Source organism: Streptomyces sp. RKAG293, from assembly GCF_023701745.1.
Taxonomy (GTDB): domain Bacteria; phylum Actinomycetota; class Actinomycetes; order Streptomycetales; family Streptomycetaceae; genus Actinacidiphila.
In genome coordinates this window covers 7,609,774-7,626,895 of record NZ_JAJOZB010000001.1, presented here as the reverse complement: position 1 = coordinate 7,626,895, position 17,122 = coordinate 7,609,774, and the positions used below count along the sequence as shown (strand labels likewise).

The window sequence follows — 17,122 nt, the reverse complement described above, 5'->3', positions numbered from 1 at the left end:
GCGACCCGGGCCCGCACGCGGCGGCCGGTCACAGACCGCTCCCCAGGTTGGCCAGCCAGCCGTAGAGGCCGAAGACGCCGACGGCCAGCGGCAGAGCGGCCACCGCGAGGAAGGTGGCCACCGCCGACGGCCATGTGGGGCGCTCCTGCTCGACGGGGCGCAGCGCGGCACCGAAGGCGAGGAACAGACCGCAGCCGACCAGCACCAGACCGGCGGCGAATGCGGCGAGCGGCCCGGCGGCGCGGGAGTCGAAGAGGTACTCGGGCAGCCGGATCGCCAGCGCCAGCAACCCGGCGACTCCGGAACCCAGTTGGGGCAGCACGGCGGCCGGCAGCCGCACCGAGCCTGCCTGGAGCAGCAGCCCGACGCTCACCACGGCGACCAGGGCGAGCGCGTACACACCCCGGGAGGCGCTCAGGACCAGCAGCGCGGTGGCGAGCACCGTCGCGGTCAGCACACTGAGCAGAATCAGCAGCGCGTTGCCGCGGCGCACGACGGCGGCCACGTCCGCACTGGCCATGGCCGGCCTGCCGGTGTCCGGTCCGGTGGGAACGAGTACCGCGATCTGGCTGGTCACACGGGGCAGCAGACCGGCCACCAGGTACAGCGTCAGGGCCAGCACGGCGGCCGAGCCGGTGAGGCCCGCGTGCAGCGCGGTCAGCGGCACCACGCACAACGCGGTGATGGCCGTGACCAGTTGGAGGACGACGGTGGACGGCGCCGGCAGCGCCACCAGCCCGGCGAGCGCCCCGAGCACGGCGCCGGCCGCGACCAGCACCGGGGTGGCCACCGGCCCGTGCAGCGGCGCGCCCAGTCCGGCGCAGGCCAACAGCGGGCAGGCCGCCAGCGCCAGGAGCTGGCGTACCGCGCCCGGCAGCGGCCAGTTCTTGCGGGTCGCGTACCAGGCGAGCAGCGCCGACGCCAGCGCGGCGAAGACGAAGAGCGGCACGGCGGGACCGGCCGGCCGGCGCGCCCCCAGCCATCCCGCGGCGACGACGGTCACCAGCAGGCCTGCCCCCAGCACCGCCTGGGCGCGAAGCCGGGCGCTCCACACACCGCCCTGCTCACGCGCCGCGGTGACCTGTTCGTCCAGGTCGGTGACGGTCAGCTCGCCCCACTCGCCGTCCCGGTGGTCGCGCAGGTAGAGCGTGGCACCGTCCACGATGCCCGCGGCAGCCAGCGAGTCCCCGGGGGCCAGCGGGGAACCCCCGGACTCGGCCAGCGACCAGACGGGAGGCATCGCTTCGGACTCGGGCTGGCCGCACAGCGCGGCGAGCCGAGGGGCGTACTCGGCGATCGGGGCCTGCGCCGGGAGGGCGAGGTCGACGCGCCTGCGTTCACCGACCACGGTGACCCGGCAGCGTTCATCGGGCACGGACGATTCCTTCGGTGGTGTCGGCGGTATCGGTGGAGTCGGGGCTTCGGGGCTTCGGGGCTTCGGGACGGCGGGGCCGTGCGGCCCCGGGGGCCGTGCCGGGACCCGCATGCCGCAGGGGAGGTCAGTGCCGCCAGGTGGAGATGTTCGACCACTCGGCGTCGCTGTAGTTGTTCCAGTTCACGTGCATGGCCTGGGCGATCCGGCCGAGCACCCCGTCGGGTCCGAACAGGCCGTCGGCCGCCAGGTCCCACTCGTTCTGCATGTCCTGGTAGTAGGTGGCGGCCTGACTCTCCCGCCAGGCGTCCGCCAGCGGTGCCAACTGCGACTTGAGGGCCTGGAGTTCGCCGGAGACCTCGCCGGCTCTGGCGTTCAGCCAGCCGCCTGCCGCGGCGAGGCCTTCGCCCACGTAGATCGGAGTGCCGTCGACATCGGGCATGAATGGCTCCTAGTGAGTGCGCCGGGATGGGCGGCGGAACACGTGACGGTCAGGAGAAGTTGGTGCCGGTCGCTGACTTCGGCACGTCGTCGCCGAGCGCGATCAGGTTGTTCACGTTCTGCTGCTCGGAGTCCTTGTAGTTGACGTAGTTGCCCTGCAGCCCCTTGGAGATCCCCTCCAGGGCGTCGTGGAGCATCCGCGCGTAGATGTCGTACTCGGCCATCAGCGTCTGGAACTGGTTGTGGGCGATGCCCTGCCAACTCGCCTCCAGACTCGTCACGTACGACTTCAGCTCGCTCAACTGCCCCGAGATCTCGCCCGCCGTGGACGAGGTGTTACTGGAGGCGTTGGCCAGGTATTCCGGTGTCACCCTGTAGGTCACACCGCCGACGCTCACAGAAGGCTGGTCAGCCATGGCGGGGTCCGCCCCTCTCGCTCGACACCTCCGCAGTCAAACACCACCGCGGCCCCGTCCGGGTGGTCGCGAACCGAAGTGAGCAGCGATTGAACAGGTTCTGACCCGAGGAGGAGATCGCGCACCCACAGCGCGCCCTCCGGGCCGAGGCCGGCCACACTGCCCCCGGCCCCGCGAGCTCTCCTCCGGAGGCCGGACGGTACACAGCCGTTCGGCCCGGCTCCTGTCGGGAGCCGGGCCGGTGGGTGGAGGGCGGGTCATGCCGGGGTGGGGAGGGTGACGGCGTCGGGCTGCCGATGCCGGGCCGTTCGGTGTGCCGCGGGCCGGTTACGGCACCGGCTGCTGCTGGGTGACGCAGTGGATACCGCCGCCGCCGGTGCCGAGGCGGTCGATGTTGAGCTGCTCGATGACGCGGCCGGGGAACAGGCGGGCCAGAGTGGCCTTGGCCGCGGTGTCCGCCCGGGTGTCGCCGAACTGACCGCTGATGACGGCTCCGTTGCAGACGTAGTAGTTGGCGAAGGAGGCGAGGAACTCCGGGTTGGTGGAGCGGATCTTGTTGTAGTCGGGACCCTGCAGCTTCTCGACGGTCATGGGGGCGCCGCCCGCGGTCGTGGCCGCGGACAGGACCTGGTACTGCTGGCGCGCGTCCTTGGCGTACGCGTCGTTGTCCGAGGCCAGCGGCATCTGGACGACGGCTCTCCCGGGGGCGAGGAAGCGGGAGGTCGCGTCGACGTGGTCGTCGGTGATGTCCTTGCCGGTGACGCCGTCGAACCAGATGACCTTGGAGGCGCCGTAGGCGGTGCGCAGCGCAGTCTCGACCTGTGACTGCGACATGTTGGGGTTGCGGTTGCGGTTCACCAGACTGCTGCGGGTGGCCATCAGGGTGCCCGCGCCGTCCTGTTCGACCGCGCCGCCCTCGGCCACCAGGCCGGCGGCGGTGAACGGGGTGCCGACGTACGCGGCGATCCGGCCGGCGACCAGAGCGTCCTTGGAATGGGTCTGCTTGTTGCCCCAGCCGTTGAAGTTCAGGCCGACCGCGTCGAGGCCGCCGGCCCCGTCCGAGCGGAAGATCGGGCCGGTGTCGCGCATCCAGCAGTCGTCGACGGGGATGGTGGTGACGACGGTGACGGTCGAGCCGCACAGGGAGCGGGCCTTGGCGGCACTGGCGGAGTTGGCGCAGAGGTAGACCGGTTCGTACTTGGCGATGGTGCGGGCGATGAGCGCGATGTCCGTCTGGACGCCGTTGAGCGTGCTGCCCCAGATGGAGGTGCTGTCCGGCCAGGCCATCCAGGTACGGGTGTGACGGACGTCCTCACCCGGTACCCGGAACGCGGCCGCGGCGGGGCGGGCCGCCGCCCCCGCCCGTCCCTCGACCGCCGTGAGGGCGGCGGCAGCGGCGGTGAGGCCGGCCGCCGCGAGGAAGGTGCGCCTGCCCATCCCGCCGGGTGGGTTGGCCGCGTGATCGTCGCCCGCGCCGGGCGGGTTCGCTGCGTGGTCGTTCATGAGGGGTCTCCTTCGGTGGGTCAACTCCCCGCGCCGACTCCGGGGTTGACTGGAAAGCTAAAACTGACCAAGCGCTCGGTCAATAGTTTGGACGAGGTCATTCCGGTGGATCTTCCGGCGGATCTCCCATGGATCTCCGATGGACCTCCGGTCGTTCAGGGAGTGGACCAGAGGAGTAATCACCGGGTGGATCAGGGAAGCCGCAGGTGGCCGTGCCCCCAGGCTCGTTAGAGTGACGCCATGGCAGATTCCGCGAAGGACTCCCCGGACCTGTCCGCTCCCCTCGCCCCCGCGCGACGGCCGCGGGTCTCGGCCAAGGGCGAGCAGACCCGGGCACGGCTGATCTCCGCCGCGCGGACCCTGCTGGCGGGCGAGATGAGCGAGCGCTTCACCACCCGCAACGTGGCGGCGCTGAGCGGCGTCACACACGGGATGTGCCACTACCACTTCCAGGACAGGACCGATCTCGTCCTGGCGGTCGTCACGGACATCCGCCCGGAGTGGATCCTCCCCCTCGAGGAGGCCGTCTCCGGACCCGGCTCGTTCGCGGAACGGGCCGAGCGGGTGGTCGAGCTGCTCGCGCGGTCCGAGGGTACGGAACTCTCCCACCTCCACTCGGCGTTGCACTGGCACGCCCTGAACGACCCGCGGGTCCGGGAGTGCTTGGAAGGGGAGTACCGGCGCTGGCGCGCCTGCTTCGTCGCGCTGTTCGAGGTCCTGGCCGAGGAACGGGCCGCCGACCTCGATGCGCGCCTGCTGGGCGAGGCCGTGGCCGCCGCGGTGGACGGCCTGGCCGCCGCGGAGTCGCTGGGCTCCGATGTCGACTCGGGTCCTGTACTGCGCGCCCTGATCAGCACGCTCGCCGCCGGGGCCGGCCCCCGGACCTGACACCCGACACCCGGCGCCGGCTACACCCCCCCCGGATCCACCCCGGACGCCCGGCGCCGACTACAGCCCTTGAACCTGACCCGGGACGCCCGGCGCCCGCTACCGCATCGGCTCCAGCGCCCGCCGGGCCGCGGCGATCGCCTTCGGGTCCCAGCCCGGCCGGGGCACGGACTCCAGCAGCAGCCGGGTGTACGGATGTTCAGGTGCGGCGAGCACCTCCTCCGTACGGCCCTGTTCGACCATGACCCCGTGGCGCATGACGACGATCTCGTCCGTGACACAGCGGACGACCCCGAGGTCGTGGGTGATGAAGAGGTACCCGATCCCGGTCTGCTCCCTGATGTCCGCCAGCAGGTTGAGGATCTGCGCCTGTACGGAGACGTCGAGCGCGGCGACGGCCTCGTCCAGGATGAGGACGGCCGGTTCCACGGCCAGGGCCCGGGCGATGGCGACACGCTGGCGCTGGCCGCCCGACAGACGCCGCGGCAGGGCGTCGGCGGCCCGGGTGCCCAGGCCCACCTGGTCGAGCAGTTCCCGCACGCGCTTCGCGTGGTCGCGGCCGGGGAAGTGCAGACTCAGGGTTTCGCGCAGCACCCCTTCGACACTGATGCGCGGGTCGAGGGAGAGATAGGGGTCCTGGAAGACCATCTGGACCTCGCGGGCGCGGGCCAGCCGCGCGGCCCGCCCCCGGGTACGCCCACGGGTACGCCCGCTGCGTGACCTCCCGCGGATGCGGACGTCGCCTTCATCGGCGTGCTCCAGGCCGACGACGATGCGGGCGATGGTCGTCTTGCCGGACCCGGACTCCCCCACGATGCCCAGCGATCCGCCCTCGGGCAGCGCGAAGGACACGTCGTCCACCGCGCGGACGGCTCCGAAGCAGCGGCGCAGCCCGGCGACCTCCAGTACGTTCCCAGGCACATTCGCAGGTGCGTTCTCAGGTGCGTCGTTCTCGGGTGCGTTCTCAGGCATCGACGGCGCTCCCTTCGAGCAGGTCGCTGTGGTGGCAGGCGGCGCGGTGGTCCGGCCGGTCCGGGGCTGCCGTGGGCAACGGGGCCCGCTGGTCGCAGACTTCCGTCGCGAGCGGACATCGGGCCGCGAAGGCGCAGCCCCGCAGCGGCTCCCGCAGGTCCGGCGGCTGACCCTCGATGGCGGCGAGCCTGCCCCGGGGGCCTTCCATCCGCGGGGTGGAGGCGAGGAGAGCCGCCGTGTAGGGGTGCCGGGGGCGGGCGAAGAGGGCTTCGGCCGGGCCGCTCTCGGCGATCCGGCCGGCATACATGACGTAGACGCGGTCGCTGATGGCGGCGGCGAGTTCCAGATCGTGCGTGACGAACAGCAGGCCGGTGCCGAAACGTTCGCGGAGCGCGGTCAGGAGGGCGATCACCTCGGCCTGACTGGTGACGTCCAGTGCCGTGGTGGGCTCGTCGGCCAGCAGGAGCGCGGGGTCCCCCATCAGGGCCGCCGCGATCACGACACGCTGGAGCATGCCGCCGGAGACCTGGCCGGGGTACTTGCGCAGGACGGACTCGTCCAGGCCCACGGCCCGCAGGAGTTCGACCGCCCGGTCGGCGGCCTCCGTCCGGTTCATGGCCCCGGTGAGGGTGACGCTCTCGGTGAGGAAGTCGCCGATGCGGCGCAGCGGGTTGACGGTGGCGCGGGGGTCCTGGAAGACCATGGAGACCATGCCGGAGCGCACGTCGCGCAGCCGGCCGGCGTCCATGGTGAGCACGTCCTCGCCATCGACCCGTACCGCGCCCTCCGTGACCGCGCCGGGTGGCAGCAGGCACAGCGCGCTGCGGGTGGTGAGCGTCTTGCCGGAACCGGACTCGCCGACCAGGGCGACGGTCTCACCGGCGGCGACGGTTAGGTCGACGCCGTCGAGAACGGGCCGGGCGGCGCCGGGCAGAGTGACCCTCAGCCCCTGGATGTCGAGCGTGGGCGTGGATCCCGTCGGTCGCGGGGATCCCGTCGATTGCGTAGGTCGCGTCGATCTCATCGGTCTCTCCTGGCTACGCGGTCGGCCCAGCGCTCGCCCACCACGTTGAAGGCGACCACGGTCAGCACGATGAAGACGCAGGGCAGGATCGCGGACAGCGGATAGCCGTACTGGATGGCGGTCTGCCCGTCGAAGACCATGCGGCCCCAGTCGGGGGTGAGCGCGGGCACGCCGAGCCCGAGGAACGACAGCCCCGCGAGATCCATCAGGGCGTAGCCGAAGTTGATGGTGGACTGGGCGAGGACGACGGGGGCGATGTTGGGCAGGATGTGGCGCAGGCAGATCTGTACCGCCGAGTGTCCCTGGACCCGGTAGGCGCTCACATAAGGGCGGGCGCGCTCGGCCAGCACCAGTGAACGGGTGAGGCGGCTGACGTAGGGCAGGTAGGCGACGGCGAGCGCGATGACGGGGGCGAGCAGCCCTTCGCCGTACATCGAGATGATCAGGATGGCCAGCAGCATGCCGGGAAAGGCGAAGACCAGCTCCGTGCTCCGGGAGAGGACGGAGTCCAGCCAGCCGCCCCGCCAGGCGGCGGCCATGCCGACGGCGATGCCGGCGACGGTGGAGAAGACGACGACGCCCAGCGGGCCGAGCAGGGAGGTGCTCGCGCCGAGCAGCAGCCGGGAGAGGGTGTCACGGCCCGCGGCGTCCACGCCGAGCGGATGCGCGGCCGAGGGTCCGGCGAGCGCGTTGCCCAGGTCGACGGCGTTGGGATCGTACGGCGCCACCCACGGCGCGAGCAGCGCGGCGAGGACGACGAGGGCGACGAGCCTCAGACAGATGACGTGGAGCGGGGAACCGGTGGCGCGGATCCGTGCCAGGCCGGGGCGGCGCGTCAGGACGGCGGTCATGCGGCGGCCCCTCTCGTTCCGAGGGTGATCCGGGGGTCGACCAGGGGCAGCAGCAGGTCCACGATCAGGTTCACGACCATGAAGAGAGCGACGATGATCAGGGAGATCGCCTGGACGGTCGGGAAGTCCTTGGTGGTGGTGGACAGTTCGAGGAGCTGGCCGATCCCGCCGATGCTGAAGGCGGTCTCGACCAGGATGGTGCACACCAGCAGGGTGGAGACGATCAGTCCGCCGGTGGTCAGGATCGTCCCGAGCGAGTTGTGGAAGACATGGCGGCGGATGACCTGGCGCTCGGGGACACCGCGGCTGCGGGCCACGGTGACGTGCTCGCTGTCGAGGGCTTCGAGCATGGCCGAACGGGTGACCCGGGCGAGCATGCCGATCAGGTAGAGCGCCAGGGCGATCGCGGGGAGCGTGAGATGCCAGAGCATGTCCCCCAGCCCGTCGCCGGCGCCGCTGCTGGGGAACCAGCCGAGCTGGACGGCGAACAGCCCCTGGAGCAGGACCGCGGCGACGAAGGACGGAGTGCCGACGGCGAACGTCGTGGTGACCAGGACGGTGGAGTCCGTGGCCCCGCCGCGGACGGCGGCGATCCGGCCCAGCAGCAGGCCGACGGCCACGACCACGACGAGAGACATGGCGACCAGCAGCAGTGTCACCGGAAGCCGGTCCGCCAGGAGCCGCGAGACATCCGTGCGGTAGGTGATCGACCGCCCGAAGTCGCCCTGCAGCATGTCCCCGAGCCAGCGGAAGTACCGGACGAGGAAGGGGTCGTTCAGGTGGTACTGGGCATTGATCGAGGCGAGCGCCTCAGGAGAGGCCGACCGGCCGGCGAGCAGGAAGCTCGCCGGACTGCCCGGCGCCAGGTACATGGCGCCGAAGACCACGAACGAGGCGACGAGGAGGGTGGCGGCCATCTCCGCCACCCGCCGTGCGGCGAAGCGGACAAAGCTCACTGTGCGGCCCCCACATCGGCGGCCCACGGGTAGTACATGTACGAGATCGTGGTGGGCGCTCCGGTGATCCGCTTGTTCAGGAACATCGCGGTCGGCCACTCCGCGACGGGGATCCACAGGAGCTGCTCGGAGGCCAGGTGCTGGAGTTTCGCCTCGATGTCCAGCCGCTCCGGGACCGGGTAGACGGCGGCGGCCTGGTCGGCGAGCCGGTCGTACTGGGGGTCGCTGTAGCCGGCGAAGTTCATGTAAGCGCCGGTCTTGAAGTTCGACAGCAGGTCGAGGGGGTCGGTGATGGAGTCGTAGTAGGTGAGCGGGAACATGTCGATGCCCTTGCGCGCCTCGGGGTCGGTGAACAGCGCGGTGAAGGCGTTGGGGGCGATGGTCTTGAGCCGGATGTCCAGTCCGATGCGGGTGCCGGCCGCCTGCACCGCGGTGGCGAGCAGGGAGACGTCCTGGCCTATGGCGCTGGTGGCCATCGTCAGCGACTTTCCGGTGGCTCCGGCCTCCTTGATCAGGGCCTTGGCCTGTTCGATGTCCTGGCCGGTGGGCGGCAGCCCGTCGAAGGCCGTCTTCCGGGTGGCCTCGGGGGCGGCGGCCCAGGCGGCCCGGGTGGTGAGGGAGTTGGTGACCGTTCCGGCGCCGGCGAGTCCGGCCTTGACGAATCCGGTGCGGTCGATCGCCAGGGAGAGCGCCCGGCGGACGCGGAGGTCGCCGAGGGGGCCCTTCATGTTGGTGACGTTGACGTTGACGGTGCTCAGGCCCTCACCGAAGTAGAGGGTGCCCGTGCCGCTCTCCCGCAGCCGGGCGTAGCTCTCGGTGGGGATCAGGTAGCCGCCGTCCACCTCACCGCTGAGCATGGCGTTGGTGCGGGCGGACGGGTCGGTCAGGATGCGGAAGACGGCCTTCTTCGCCTTGGCCTTGGTGCCCCAGTAGCCGTCGAAGCGGTCGAGTTCGATCGACTGGCCCTTGTTCCACGTGCCGAGCCGGAAGGGGCCGGTGCAGGCGAGCCCGCCGGTGGTGCCGTAGTTCTTGCCCGCCGCCTCGACGCCGGCCTTGGAGGCCACGACTCCGGCGGCGGTCGCCATGTACTGCGGGAACTGGGAGTCGGGCTTCTTGAGCTTGACGGTGACCTGGAGCGGGCCGCTCTTGGTGATGGCGGAGACGTTCTGGAAGACCTGGGCCCAGGCCGCGGCGTTGTCGGGGTCCATCTGCCGGCCGAGGCTGAAGACCACGTCGTCGGCGGTCATCACCTTGCCGTCGTGGAAGCGCACCCCGGGGCGCAGGTCGTAGACCCAGGTGGTGGGATCGGGGTTGGACGCGTTCTGCGCGAGGCCCGGCGCGGTGGTGAGCGCCGGGGTCCAGCGCATCAGGCTCTCGCACACGTTGGACAGGATGGTGTTCTGCGGGTAGTCGAAGGCCACCGTGTAGTCGAGGGTGGGCGGTTCGGCGTAGACGGCCCAGCTGAAGGAGTCGATGTCACCGCGGGCCGGGGGCGTGGTCGCGGAGAGTTTCAGGGCGGCTGCTTCGCCGCCGTTGCCCTTGGGAGGGCCCGCACAGGCCGCGAGCAGGGCGAGGGACGTCAGGACGGCGATGGTGAGCGCCGCGGTGCCGCGGCCGGGCCGGCGGTGGGGGCGTCTGCTGGTGCGGGGTGGGGAGGTGGTCATCGTCGCGCTCTCTTTTCCGTGAGGAATGCCGGGGGAAATGCCGGGGAGGAGCGGGCGGGCCGCCGGGGCGGACCGCCTGGAACGGTCGGTGCCCGGGTCAGCCGGCGGTGTTCGGGGAGGAGCGGACGACGGGGATCTGCTGGGTGATGCAGTGGACCCCGCCACCGCCGAACGCGATGACGGGCGTCCGCACCCCGACGACCTTGCGGCCGGGGTGGGCCGAGGCGATGACGGCGAGGGCGTCCTCGTCCTGGGGCAGCCCGGCCACCGGGACGACGACACCGCTGTTGGCCAGGTAGTAGTTCAGGTACGACACCTCGACCTCGCCCTCGGCCAGGTCGGCGAAGGCCGTCTGCGGCACGTCGACGATCTCCAGTCGGCGGCCCCGGGCGTCCGTGACGGCCTCGAGCACCGCACGGTTGGCACGCATCCGGGCGTAGTCGGGGTGGTCGGGGTCGGACGGCAGGGAGACGACGACCTTGCCGGGCGCGGCGAAGGCGCAGGAGCCGTCGACGTGGCCGTCGGTCTCGGTGTCGAGCAGACCGCCGTACGGCAGCCAGATGACCTTGGTGACACCGAGCCGGGACTTCAGCTCCGCCTCGATCTCGTCACGGCTCAGGCCGGGGTTGCGGTTGGGGTGCAGCAGACACTGCTCCGTGGTGATCAGCGTGCCCTCGCCGTCCACGGTGATCGCTCCGCCTTCGAGGATCATGTCGGAGGCGATCCGGTCGACCCCCAGGTGCTCCAGCAGGAGGGCGCTGACGCGGTCGTCGGCGTCGAACGGGTGGTGCTTGCCGCCCCAGGCGTTGAAGCGGAAGTCCACGCCGGCGCGGTTGCCGTCCGCGTCGAGGACGAACAGCGGAGCGGAGTCGCGGAACCAGGAGTCGTCGAGCGGCAGCTCGATCACCGTGATGCCGGTGGCACCCGTGGCTTCGGTGGTACCCGTGGCGCCGTCCCCGCAGCGGGCGCGGGCCTCGTCGCCGTGGCCGGGCGGAGCGACCATCGTCACCGGCTCGAAGGCGGCGATGGCGCGGGCGACATTGGCGTACTCCTCCTTCGCTTCGTCCAGCACCCTTCCCCACAGCTCCTCGCGCGTGGGCCAGGCCATCAGGCAGCCCTCGTGCTCGGACCACTCGGCGGGCATACGGTATTCAGCCATCAGACGTCTCGATTCTTTCGTTTGCAGAGTCTCCCCCCGACTGAAAATTCAGTCAAGAGTGGAGACCTGGGTCGACCTGGGTCAGTGGAGGAGGGGGCTGGAGGCGCCCTCAGAGGAAATAGAGGCGGTTGAGCGAGACCTGCTGCGCCGGTTCCGAGCGCAGCGGCTCGCCGTCGAGCGTGACGAGACCGGTCCGGGGATTCACATCGACGTCCCCCAGGCGGGCATTGCCCACCATGTCCCGGGGACCGATGCCGCGCGTGCCCCGTACGGCGACCCGGCGGCGCCGGGTGCCCAAGGTGTCGTACGGGGCGCCGAACGAGCCCGATTCGGCCGCGGCGCGACTGACGAACGCCACCGAGAGGTCCGCGGGGGCGGCGCCGTGGGCGCCGAACAGGGGACCCAGTACGAGCGGCTCGCAGTTGTCGGTGGCCGCGTTGGGGTCGCCGGTGACGCCGTAGGCGGGGAAGCCGGACTTGAGGACCATCTGCGGCTTGGCGCCGAAGTACTGCGGCTTCCACAGGACGATGTCGGCGAGCTTGCCGACCTCGAGGGAGCCGATCTCGTGGGCGAGGCCGTGGGCGATGGCGGGGTTGATGGTGAGCTTGGCGATGTAACGCAACACGCGCGCGTTGTCGTCGTCCTCGCCGTCGCCGTCCAGGGGGCCGAGCTCCGCCTTCATCTTGGCGGCCATCTGGAAGGTGCGGCGGACGGTCTCGCCCGCGCGGCCCATGCCCTGCGCGTCGGAGGAGGTGATGCCGATCGCGCCCAGGTCGTGCAGCACGTCCTCGGCGCCCATCGTCCCGGCGCGGATCCGGTCGCGGGCCATGGCCGCGTCGCCGGGCAGGTCGGTCTTGAGGTCGTGGACGGAGACGATCATGCCGTAGTGCTCGGCGACCGCGTCCCGCCCGAACGGCAGCGTGGGATTGGTGGACGACCCGATGACGTTCCGCACGCCCGCCATCTTCAGCACGTTGGGCACATGCCCACCGCCACAGCCCTCGATGTGGAAGGCGTGGATGGTGCGACCGTCCAGCACGGACAGGGTGTCCTCCACCGACAGGCACTCGTTCAGCCCGTCGCTGTGCAGCGCCACCTGGACGTCATGCTCCTCGGCCACCCGCAGCGCGGTGTCCAGGGCTCTCGTGTGCGCGCCCATGTCCTCATGAACCTTGAAACCGCACGCACCGCCCTCGGCGAGCGCCTCGACCAGCGGAGCCGGATCGGAGGACGAGCCGCGGGCCAGGAAGCCGATGTTGACCGGCCACGCGTCGAACGCGTTGAACCCGTGCTTCAGGGCCCAGGGCGAGTTCACCCCCACGCCCCAACTCGGGCCTATCTCCTGGCCGATGATCGTGGTGACGCCGGAGGCCAGCGACGCCTCCATGATGCGCGGCGAGAGCAGATGGACATGGGTGTCCACGGAACCCGCCGTCGCGATCAGGCCCTCCCCCGAGATCATGGTCGTGCCGGTGCCGACGACGACGTCCACGCCGTCGAGAGTGTCGGGGTTGCCGGCCCGGCCGATCGAGCAGATCCGGCCTTCGCGGATGCCGATCGAGACCTTGCGGATGCCGAGGACAGCGTCGATCACGACGACATTGCTGATCACGACGTCACAGGTGTCGCGGACGGCCGCCGCCTTGAGGTGCATGCCGTCACGGGCGGTCTTGCCGAAACCGGCCAGGAACTCGTCACCCGGCAGCTGCGCGTCGGACTCGACCCGGATGACAAGCCCCGAATCGCCCAGCCGCACCCGGTCCCCGGCACGCGGACCATGCACCGCGGCGTACTCGTGCGGGTCGATGTGCCGGCTGCCGGGGGCGCAGTGGTCGCTGTGCCGGGTCGGTCTGCTCATACCGGGGTTCCTTCCGGGCTTTTGTCCGGGGTTCGATCCGGGGCTCGATCCGGGGTAGCTTCCCGGGTTCCTCCCGGGATGGCTGCGCCGAGGTAGCCGCAGGCCGCGGCCCGTCGCAGGGCTTCTTCCTTCGCGCCGGGGGCGTCGAGCGGCCCGTCGACCAGGCCCGCGAAGCCGATCGCGACCCGGGCGCCGCCCATGGGAACGAGACCCACCTCGACGGTGGAGCCGGCGTCGAGACGGACGGAGGATCCTGCGGCGACGGCCAGGTGCATGCCGTACGCGGCGGCCCGGTCGAAGTCCAGCCGCGGGTTGGCCTCGAAGAAGTGGAAGTGCGAGGTCACGCTGACCGGGACCGTCGCGGTGTTGTGCACGGCGAGGATCCGGACCGGCGCGAGGGCCTCGACGGTGTCCGCTGCGGGCAGTACGGCGCCCGGCGCACTGTCGTCGCGAGGGTGCTCCCCGAAGGGGTCGCTGATCGCCGCGAGCCGGGTGCCGTCCTCGAAGACCGCCTCGACCATCACCTCGGTCACGATGTCGACGACGCCCGGCAAAACGTCGTCCGGGCCGAGGACACCACGCCCGCGGGCGAGGGCGTCGGCAAGTCGGAGGCCGTCGCGCGCCGCCTCGCACACCGTGTCGGCGATCACGGCGGTCGCCTCCGGGACGTTGAGCCGCAGGCCACGCGCGTGGCGGGCCCGGGCGAGTTGGGCGGCGGTGAACAGCAGCAGCCGGTCACGTTCGGTGGGCGTCAGGGGCATGACGCCCACCGGGCGTCCGGCCGGACGGCCGGGCGGGCGCCCGGGCCGGTCGAAACCTTCATGATCATGACTTCCTCCGGAAGGCGGACGAGCGGACGAGGTGGGCCGGGCCCGCCGTCCGGATGCACAGGTGCAGGGGGCACGCGTGCACGGAGCGGGAACGGGGGGCACGGAGGGGACCTCGGCGACGCGGTGACGGGCAAGAGCCGGGGTGCGGCCCAGAGGTAGTCCGGGGCCCGCGGGGAGAGCGAGCCGACCGAGGTGGGGCCTTGTCGGGCCGTCGGTGGCTCGATTCTCACTCTGGCATTGACTGAAAGTTCAGTCAATAGATAGGCGGCGTAACGTCCCGTCCCACGAAAGGACAGGGGCGGAACGTATTGCTGGGACCTACGACGAGCTACGCGGACCTGCGGGGACCCGCGTCAGTTCTGCCGGAGCCCGGCCAGTTCGGCGTCGATCGCGCCACGCATGAGTTCCTGCGCGTGACCGATCGGGGTGCCGCCGCTGAGCCAGCGCATGCTGAGCCCCTCAAGGAGCGCGGTGATCCGTTCGGCGGCGGCCGCCAGCGACGAGGCCGGCGCCATCGGCTGCACCTGGCCCAGCATCGCGGCGACCTCCTGGACCCACACCAGGGTGGCCCTGGCGAGATCTTCGCGCAGGACCTCGTCGAAGACGGCGCTCGCCCGCAGTTCACCCCAGGCCGAGCTGTTCTCCCGCACCTCCGCGGTGTCCTGGAGCTCCAGCAGCAGGGTCTGCTCCAGCTCCTCCCGAGGGGTGAGCGGCGGGTCTTCCGGGGCGCGGTCGGTGGTGTAGCGCTCGGCGCGGTCGTTGATGAACTCGAGCGTCGCGCGCAGGACCCCCGTACGGTCCTTGAAGTGGTAATAGATCAGAGCGGTGGAGATGCCGGCCTCTGCCGCGAGTTCCTCCACGCGGAGCCCGCGGACACCGCGCCGGGCGATCACCCGGGCGGCCGCTTCGAGGATCTGAGTGCTGCGAGAGGCCATGACCCGCACTTTACCGGGGCCTTCCCGGGCACCCGTACACGGTCCGTCACCGGGCGTGCGGTCCGGTGCGGGTGCCGCATCCGCGGCGGGCGGGGCTTCCTGCGGGCTCGTTCGCGGTCGCGTCGGCGGCACGGCGGACAGGTGCGCTTCCATGCGGTCTCCCTAAGGGGATGGAGCGGAACGAGACGGCATTCTTGCGTTAACTGAAAATTCAGTCAACCCTTGGGTCGGTATTGCCACGACCAGGAGGGATCACAGAGTGACCGACCGCAGACAGGCAATCCTCACGGGAGCCGCGCGCGTCATCGCACGGCAGGGTGTCCGGGGGCTGCGGGTGGCGGATCTGGCGGCCGAGGCCGGCGTGTCCACCGCCCTGATCTACTACCACTTCAAGGACCGGCCCGGCATCCTGCGTCACGCCCTGGCCTTCATCGGGGACCGTGCGGACCGCTACACGGCATACACCGCCTCCAGCGCGACGGGCGGCGTCCAGGCTCCCTCCCCGCCGTCCGACCCGCGGCAACTCCTGGAGCAGACACTCCTGTTGGAGTTCCAGGAGCTGCCCGAGGTCCGCGAGAACAGTACGGCCTGGGGCGAGCTGCGGGCCCACGCGGTCTTCGATCCGGAGTTGCGCGACGATCTCGCCGCGGCGGGCGCGGCCTGGGTGGCGGAGGTCGCGGGCCACCTCGCCGCACTCTGCCCGGCCGCGGCGCCCCGCGCCGTCACGGCCGCGGCGGAGCGGCTGACCGCCCTGCTGGAGGGACTGAGCGTCCGCTGGCTCAGCGGCCTGATCCCCCTCGAACACGCCCGCAGCCTGCTGCGCGGGGCGATCGGAGTGGAAATCGGGCGCCTGGGTTCCCTTTCCGCAGTCAATTGACTGAAATTCCAGTCAGTGCCACAGTTGGCGACACGCGGCCGCATCACTCTCCGTGCGGAGCGGCCGTTGACGGCGCAGAGCGCGCACTCTTGTCCGTAGGGCCCGATGTCGACCTACGCCGGCTCTCTGTCGCGCCTGTCCTGGCCGGATGCCCCCTTCCGCCAGCCCCCGATCGGAGTTCCCGTGTCCTTCCCGCCCCCCACCCGTCGGACCGTCCTTCGCACCCTCGCCGGCATCGGCGCCATCGTCGCGACCTCCTCGGCCTGCGGACCCTCCGGGACCGGAAGCGGGGCCGACGCCACCGCAGAGCCCTCCCCGTCCGCCACGCCGGGCGGCAAGCGCCGCCTCGGCGCCGAGTGGGAGAGCCACACGCGCACCTTCATGGCCTGGCCCGCGCTGAGTTCGGTCTGGAAGGAAGACCTGCGTTACGTGCGCGAGGACATCGCCCGGATCGCCCGGGCCGTCGGACAGTACGAGGCGGTCGTCATGATGGCCCGGCCCGATCAGGTGGACGCGGCCCAGCGGGCCTGCGGCTCCCAGGTCGAGGTGATCCCGCTCGCGGTCGACGACCTCTGGGCCCGCGACACCGTTCCCGTCTTCATCGAGGAGGGCACCAAGGTCGTCGGCGTCGACTTCAACTTCAGCGGCTGGGGCAACAAGCAGGAACACAAGAACGACGCCCAGGTCGGCCGCATCCTGCTCCAGAAGTACGGGATCCCCCGCGTCCAGGCCCCCCTCGTCGCCGAGGGCGGATCCTTCGAGTCCGACGGCGAAGGCACCCTGCTGATCACCGAGAGCTCGATCGTCAACGCCAACCGCAACCCCGGCAAGAGCCGGGACACCATCGAGGCGGAGCTCAAGCAGACCCTGGGCGTCGAGAAGGTGCTGTGGCTGGCCGGCGTGCGCGGTCAGGACATCACCGACGCCCACGTGGACAGCCTCGTACGGTTCACCGCCCCCGGTGTCGTCCTGCTGGACCGTGCGCACCCCGACACCCCGCCCGACTCCTGGTCGCGCTCGGCGGACCAGGCGAAGTCCGTCCTGTCCCAGGCCACCGACGCCCGCGGCCGTCGCCTCGAGATCATCGACCTGCCGCAGCCCGACCTGAACAGGATCACGGGCCAGGGCGACGACTTCGTGTCGACCTACGCCAACTTCTACATCGCCAACGACGCCGTCTTCATGCCCAGGTTCGGAGACGCCAAGGCTGACGACCGGGCCCGCGGAATCCTGCGGGAACAGTTCCCCAAACGGGAGGTCGTACCCGTCGCGATCGACACGATCGCCTCAGGTGGCGGCGGCATCCACTGCTCAACGCACGACCAGCCCGGCAAACCCGCCGCCTGACCACACGCGGGCCCGGGTCGCCAGTGTCT

Annotated in this window: 16 protein-coding genes; 3 read left to right on the top strand and 13 right to left on the bottom strand. The window is 71.2% G+C overall.

The annotated features are described in order from the left end of the window. Positions 1-28: 28 nt before the first annotated feature. The 4 genes from LNW72_RS33870 to LNW72_RS33855 form a co-directional block, all read right to left on the bottom strand. On the bottom strand, positions 29-1,375 hold the full coding sequence (locus LNW72_RS33870; protein ID WP_250978857.1) for an EsaB/YukD family protein: 1,347 nt from the start codon (positions 1,373-1,375) through the stop codon (positions 29-31). A gap of 124 nt (positions 1,376-1,499) precedes the next feature. Beyond that, positions 1,500-1,814 (bottom strand): WXG100 family type VII secretion target, encoded by a 315-nt coding sequence (locus LNW72_RS33865; RefSeq protein WP_250978856.1) that lies wholly within the window; start codon positions 1,812-1,814, stop codon positions 1,500-1,502. Between the two features lie 49 nt (positions 1,815-1,863). After that, entirely contained in the window at positions 1,864-2,196 is a 333-nt protein-coding gene (locus LNW72_RS33860) for a WXG100 family type VII secretion target (protein ID WP_250978855.1), read from the bottom strand. Positions 2,197-2,556: 360 nt separating this feature from the next. Further along, complete coding sequence (locus LNW72_RS33855) at positions 2,557-3,732, bottom strand: agmatine deiminase family protein (protein WP_308402069.1); 1,176 nt, start codon at positions 3,730-3,732, stop codon at positions 2,557-2,559. 240 nt (positions 3,733-3,972) lie between these two features. Between LNW72_RS33855 and LNW72_RS33850 the strand changes: the two genes are divergently transcribed. Further along, positions 3,973-4,620, top strand: coding sequence for a TetR/AcrR family transcriptional regulator (locus tag LNW72_RS33850; protein ID WP_250978854.1), 648 nt, complete (start codon positions 3,973-3,975; stop codon positions 4,618-4,620). 99 nt (positions 4,621-4,719) lie between these two features. Here the strand turns inward: LNW72_RS33850 and LNW72_RS33845 are convergent, their stop codons facing one another. The 9 genes from LNW72_RS33845 to LNW72_RS33805 all read right to left on the bottom strand — a co-directional run bounded on the left by LNW72_RS33845 (position 4,720) and on the right by LNW72_RS33805 (position 14,869). After that, a complete protein-coding gene (locus LNW72_RS33845; protein ID WP_250978853.1) occupies positions 4,720-5,592 on the bottom strand; it encodes an ABC transporter ATP-binding protein in 873 nt (290 codons plus the stop codon). Further along, the gene (locus tag LNW72_RS33840; protein ID WP_250978852.1) at positions 5,585-6,616 is read right to left on the bottom strand and encodes an ABC transporter ATP-binding protein; all 1,032 of its coding nucleotides are present in this window, start codon (positions 6,614-6,616) and stop codon (positions 5,585-5,587) included. The genes LNW72_RS33845 and LNW72_RS33840 overlap by 8 nt, the downstream gene beginning before the upstream one ends. Next, positions 6,613-7,467 carry an ABC transporter permease gene (locus LNW72_RS33835; protein WP_250978851.1) on the bottom strand — a complete coding sequence of 285 codons (855 nt, stop codon included), beginning with the start codon at positions 7,465-7,467 and terminating at the stop codon, positions 6,613-6,615. Before LNW72_RS33835 ends, LNW72_RS33840 begins: the two co-directional genes overlap by 4 nt. Then, positions 7,464-8,423, bottom strand: a complete 960-nt coding sequence (locus LNW72_RS33830) for an ABC transporter permease (RefSeq protein ID WP_250978850.1) — start codon at positions 8,421-8,423, stop codon at positions 7,464-7,466. Before LNW72_RS33830 ends, LNW72_RS33835 begins: the two co-directional genes overlap by 4 nt. Further along, positions 8,420-10,087: an ABC transporter substrate-binding protein gene (locus LNW72_RS33825; RefSeq protein WP_250978849.1), complete on the bottom strand. Its 1,668-nt coding sequence runs from the start codon at positions 10,085-10,087 to the stop codon at positions 8,420-8,422. Before LNW72_RS33825 ends, LNW72_RS33830 begins: the two co-directional genes overlap by 4 nt. A 97-nt stretch (positions 10,088-10,184) precedes the next feature. Further along, positions 10,185-11,246, bottom strand: a complete 1,062-nt coding sequence (locus LNW72_RS33820; RefSeq protein ID WP_250978848.1) for an agmatine deiminase family protein — start codon at positions 11,244-11,246, stop codon at positions 10,185-10,187. A 109-nt stretch (positions 11,247-11,355) separates the two neighbouring features. Next, positions 11,356-13,104, bottom strand: a complete 1,749-nt coding sequence (locus LNW72_RS33815) for an urease subunit alpha (protein WP_250978847.1) — start codon at positions 13,102-13,104, stop codon at positions 11,356-11,358. Beyond that, positions 13,101-13,865 carry an urease subunit gamma gene (gene ureA, locus LNW72_RS33810; RefSeq protein WP_250978846.1) on the bottom strand — a complete coding sequence of 255 codons (765 nt, stop codon included), beginning with the start codon at positions 13,863-13,865 and terminating at the stop codon, positions 13,101-13,103. The genes LNW72_RS33815 and ureA overlap by 4 nt, the downstream gene beginning before the upstream one ends. Before the next feature lie 422 nt (positions 13,866-14,287). After that, positions 14,288-14,869 (bottom strand): TetR/AcrR family transcriptional regulator, encoded by a 582-nt coding sequence (locus LNW72_RS33805; protein ID WP_250978845.1) that lies wholly within the window; start codon positions 14,867-14,869, stop codon positions 14,288-14,290. A gap of 259 nt (positions 14,870-15,128) precedes the next feature. Here LNW72_RS33805 and LNW72_RS33800 point away from each other — a divergent pair, with 259 nt between their 5' ends. Next, positions 15,129-15,746, top strand: a complete 618-nt coding sequence (locus LNW72_RS33800) for a helix-turn-helix domain-containing protein (protein WP_250978844.1) — start codon at positions 15,129-15,131, stop codon at positions 15,744-15,746. A 183-nt stretch (positions 15,747-15,929) separates the two neighbouring features. Next, positions 15,930-17,093: an agmatine deiminase family protein gene (locus LNW72_RS33795; RefSeq protein ID WP_250978843.1), complete on the top strand. Its 1,164-nt coding sequence runs from the start codon at positions 15,930-15,932 to the stop codon at positions 17,091-17,093. Positions 17,094-17,122: the final 29 nt, after the last annotated feature.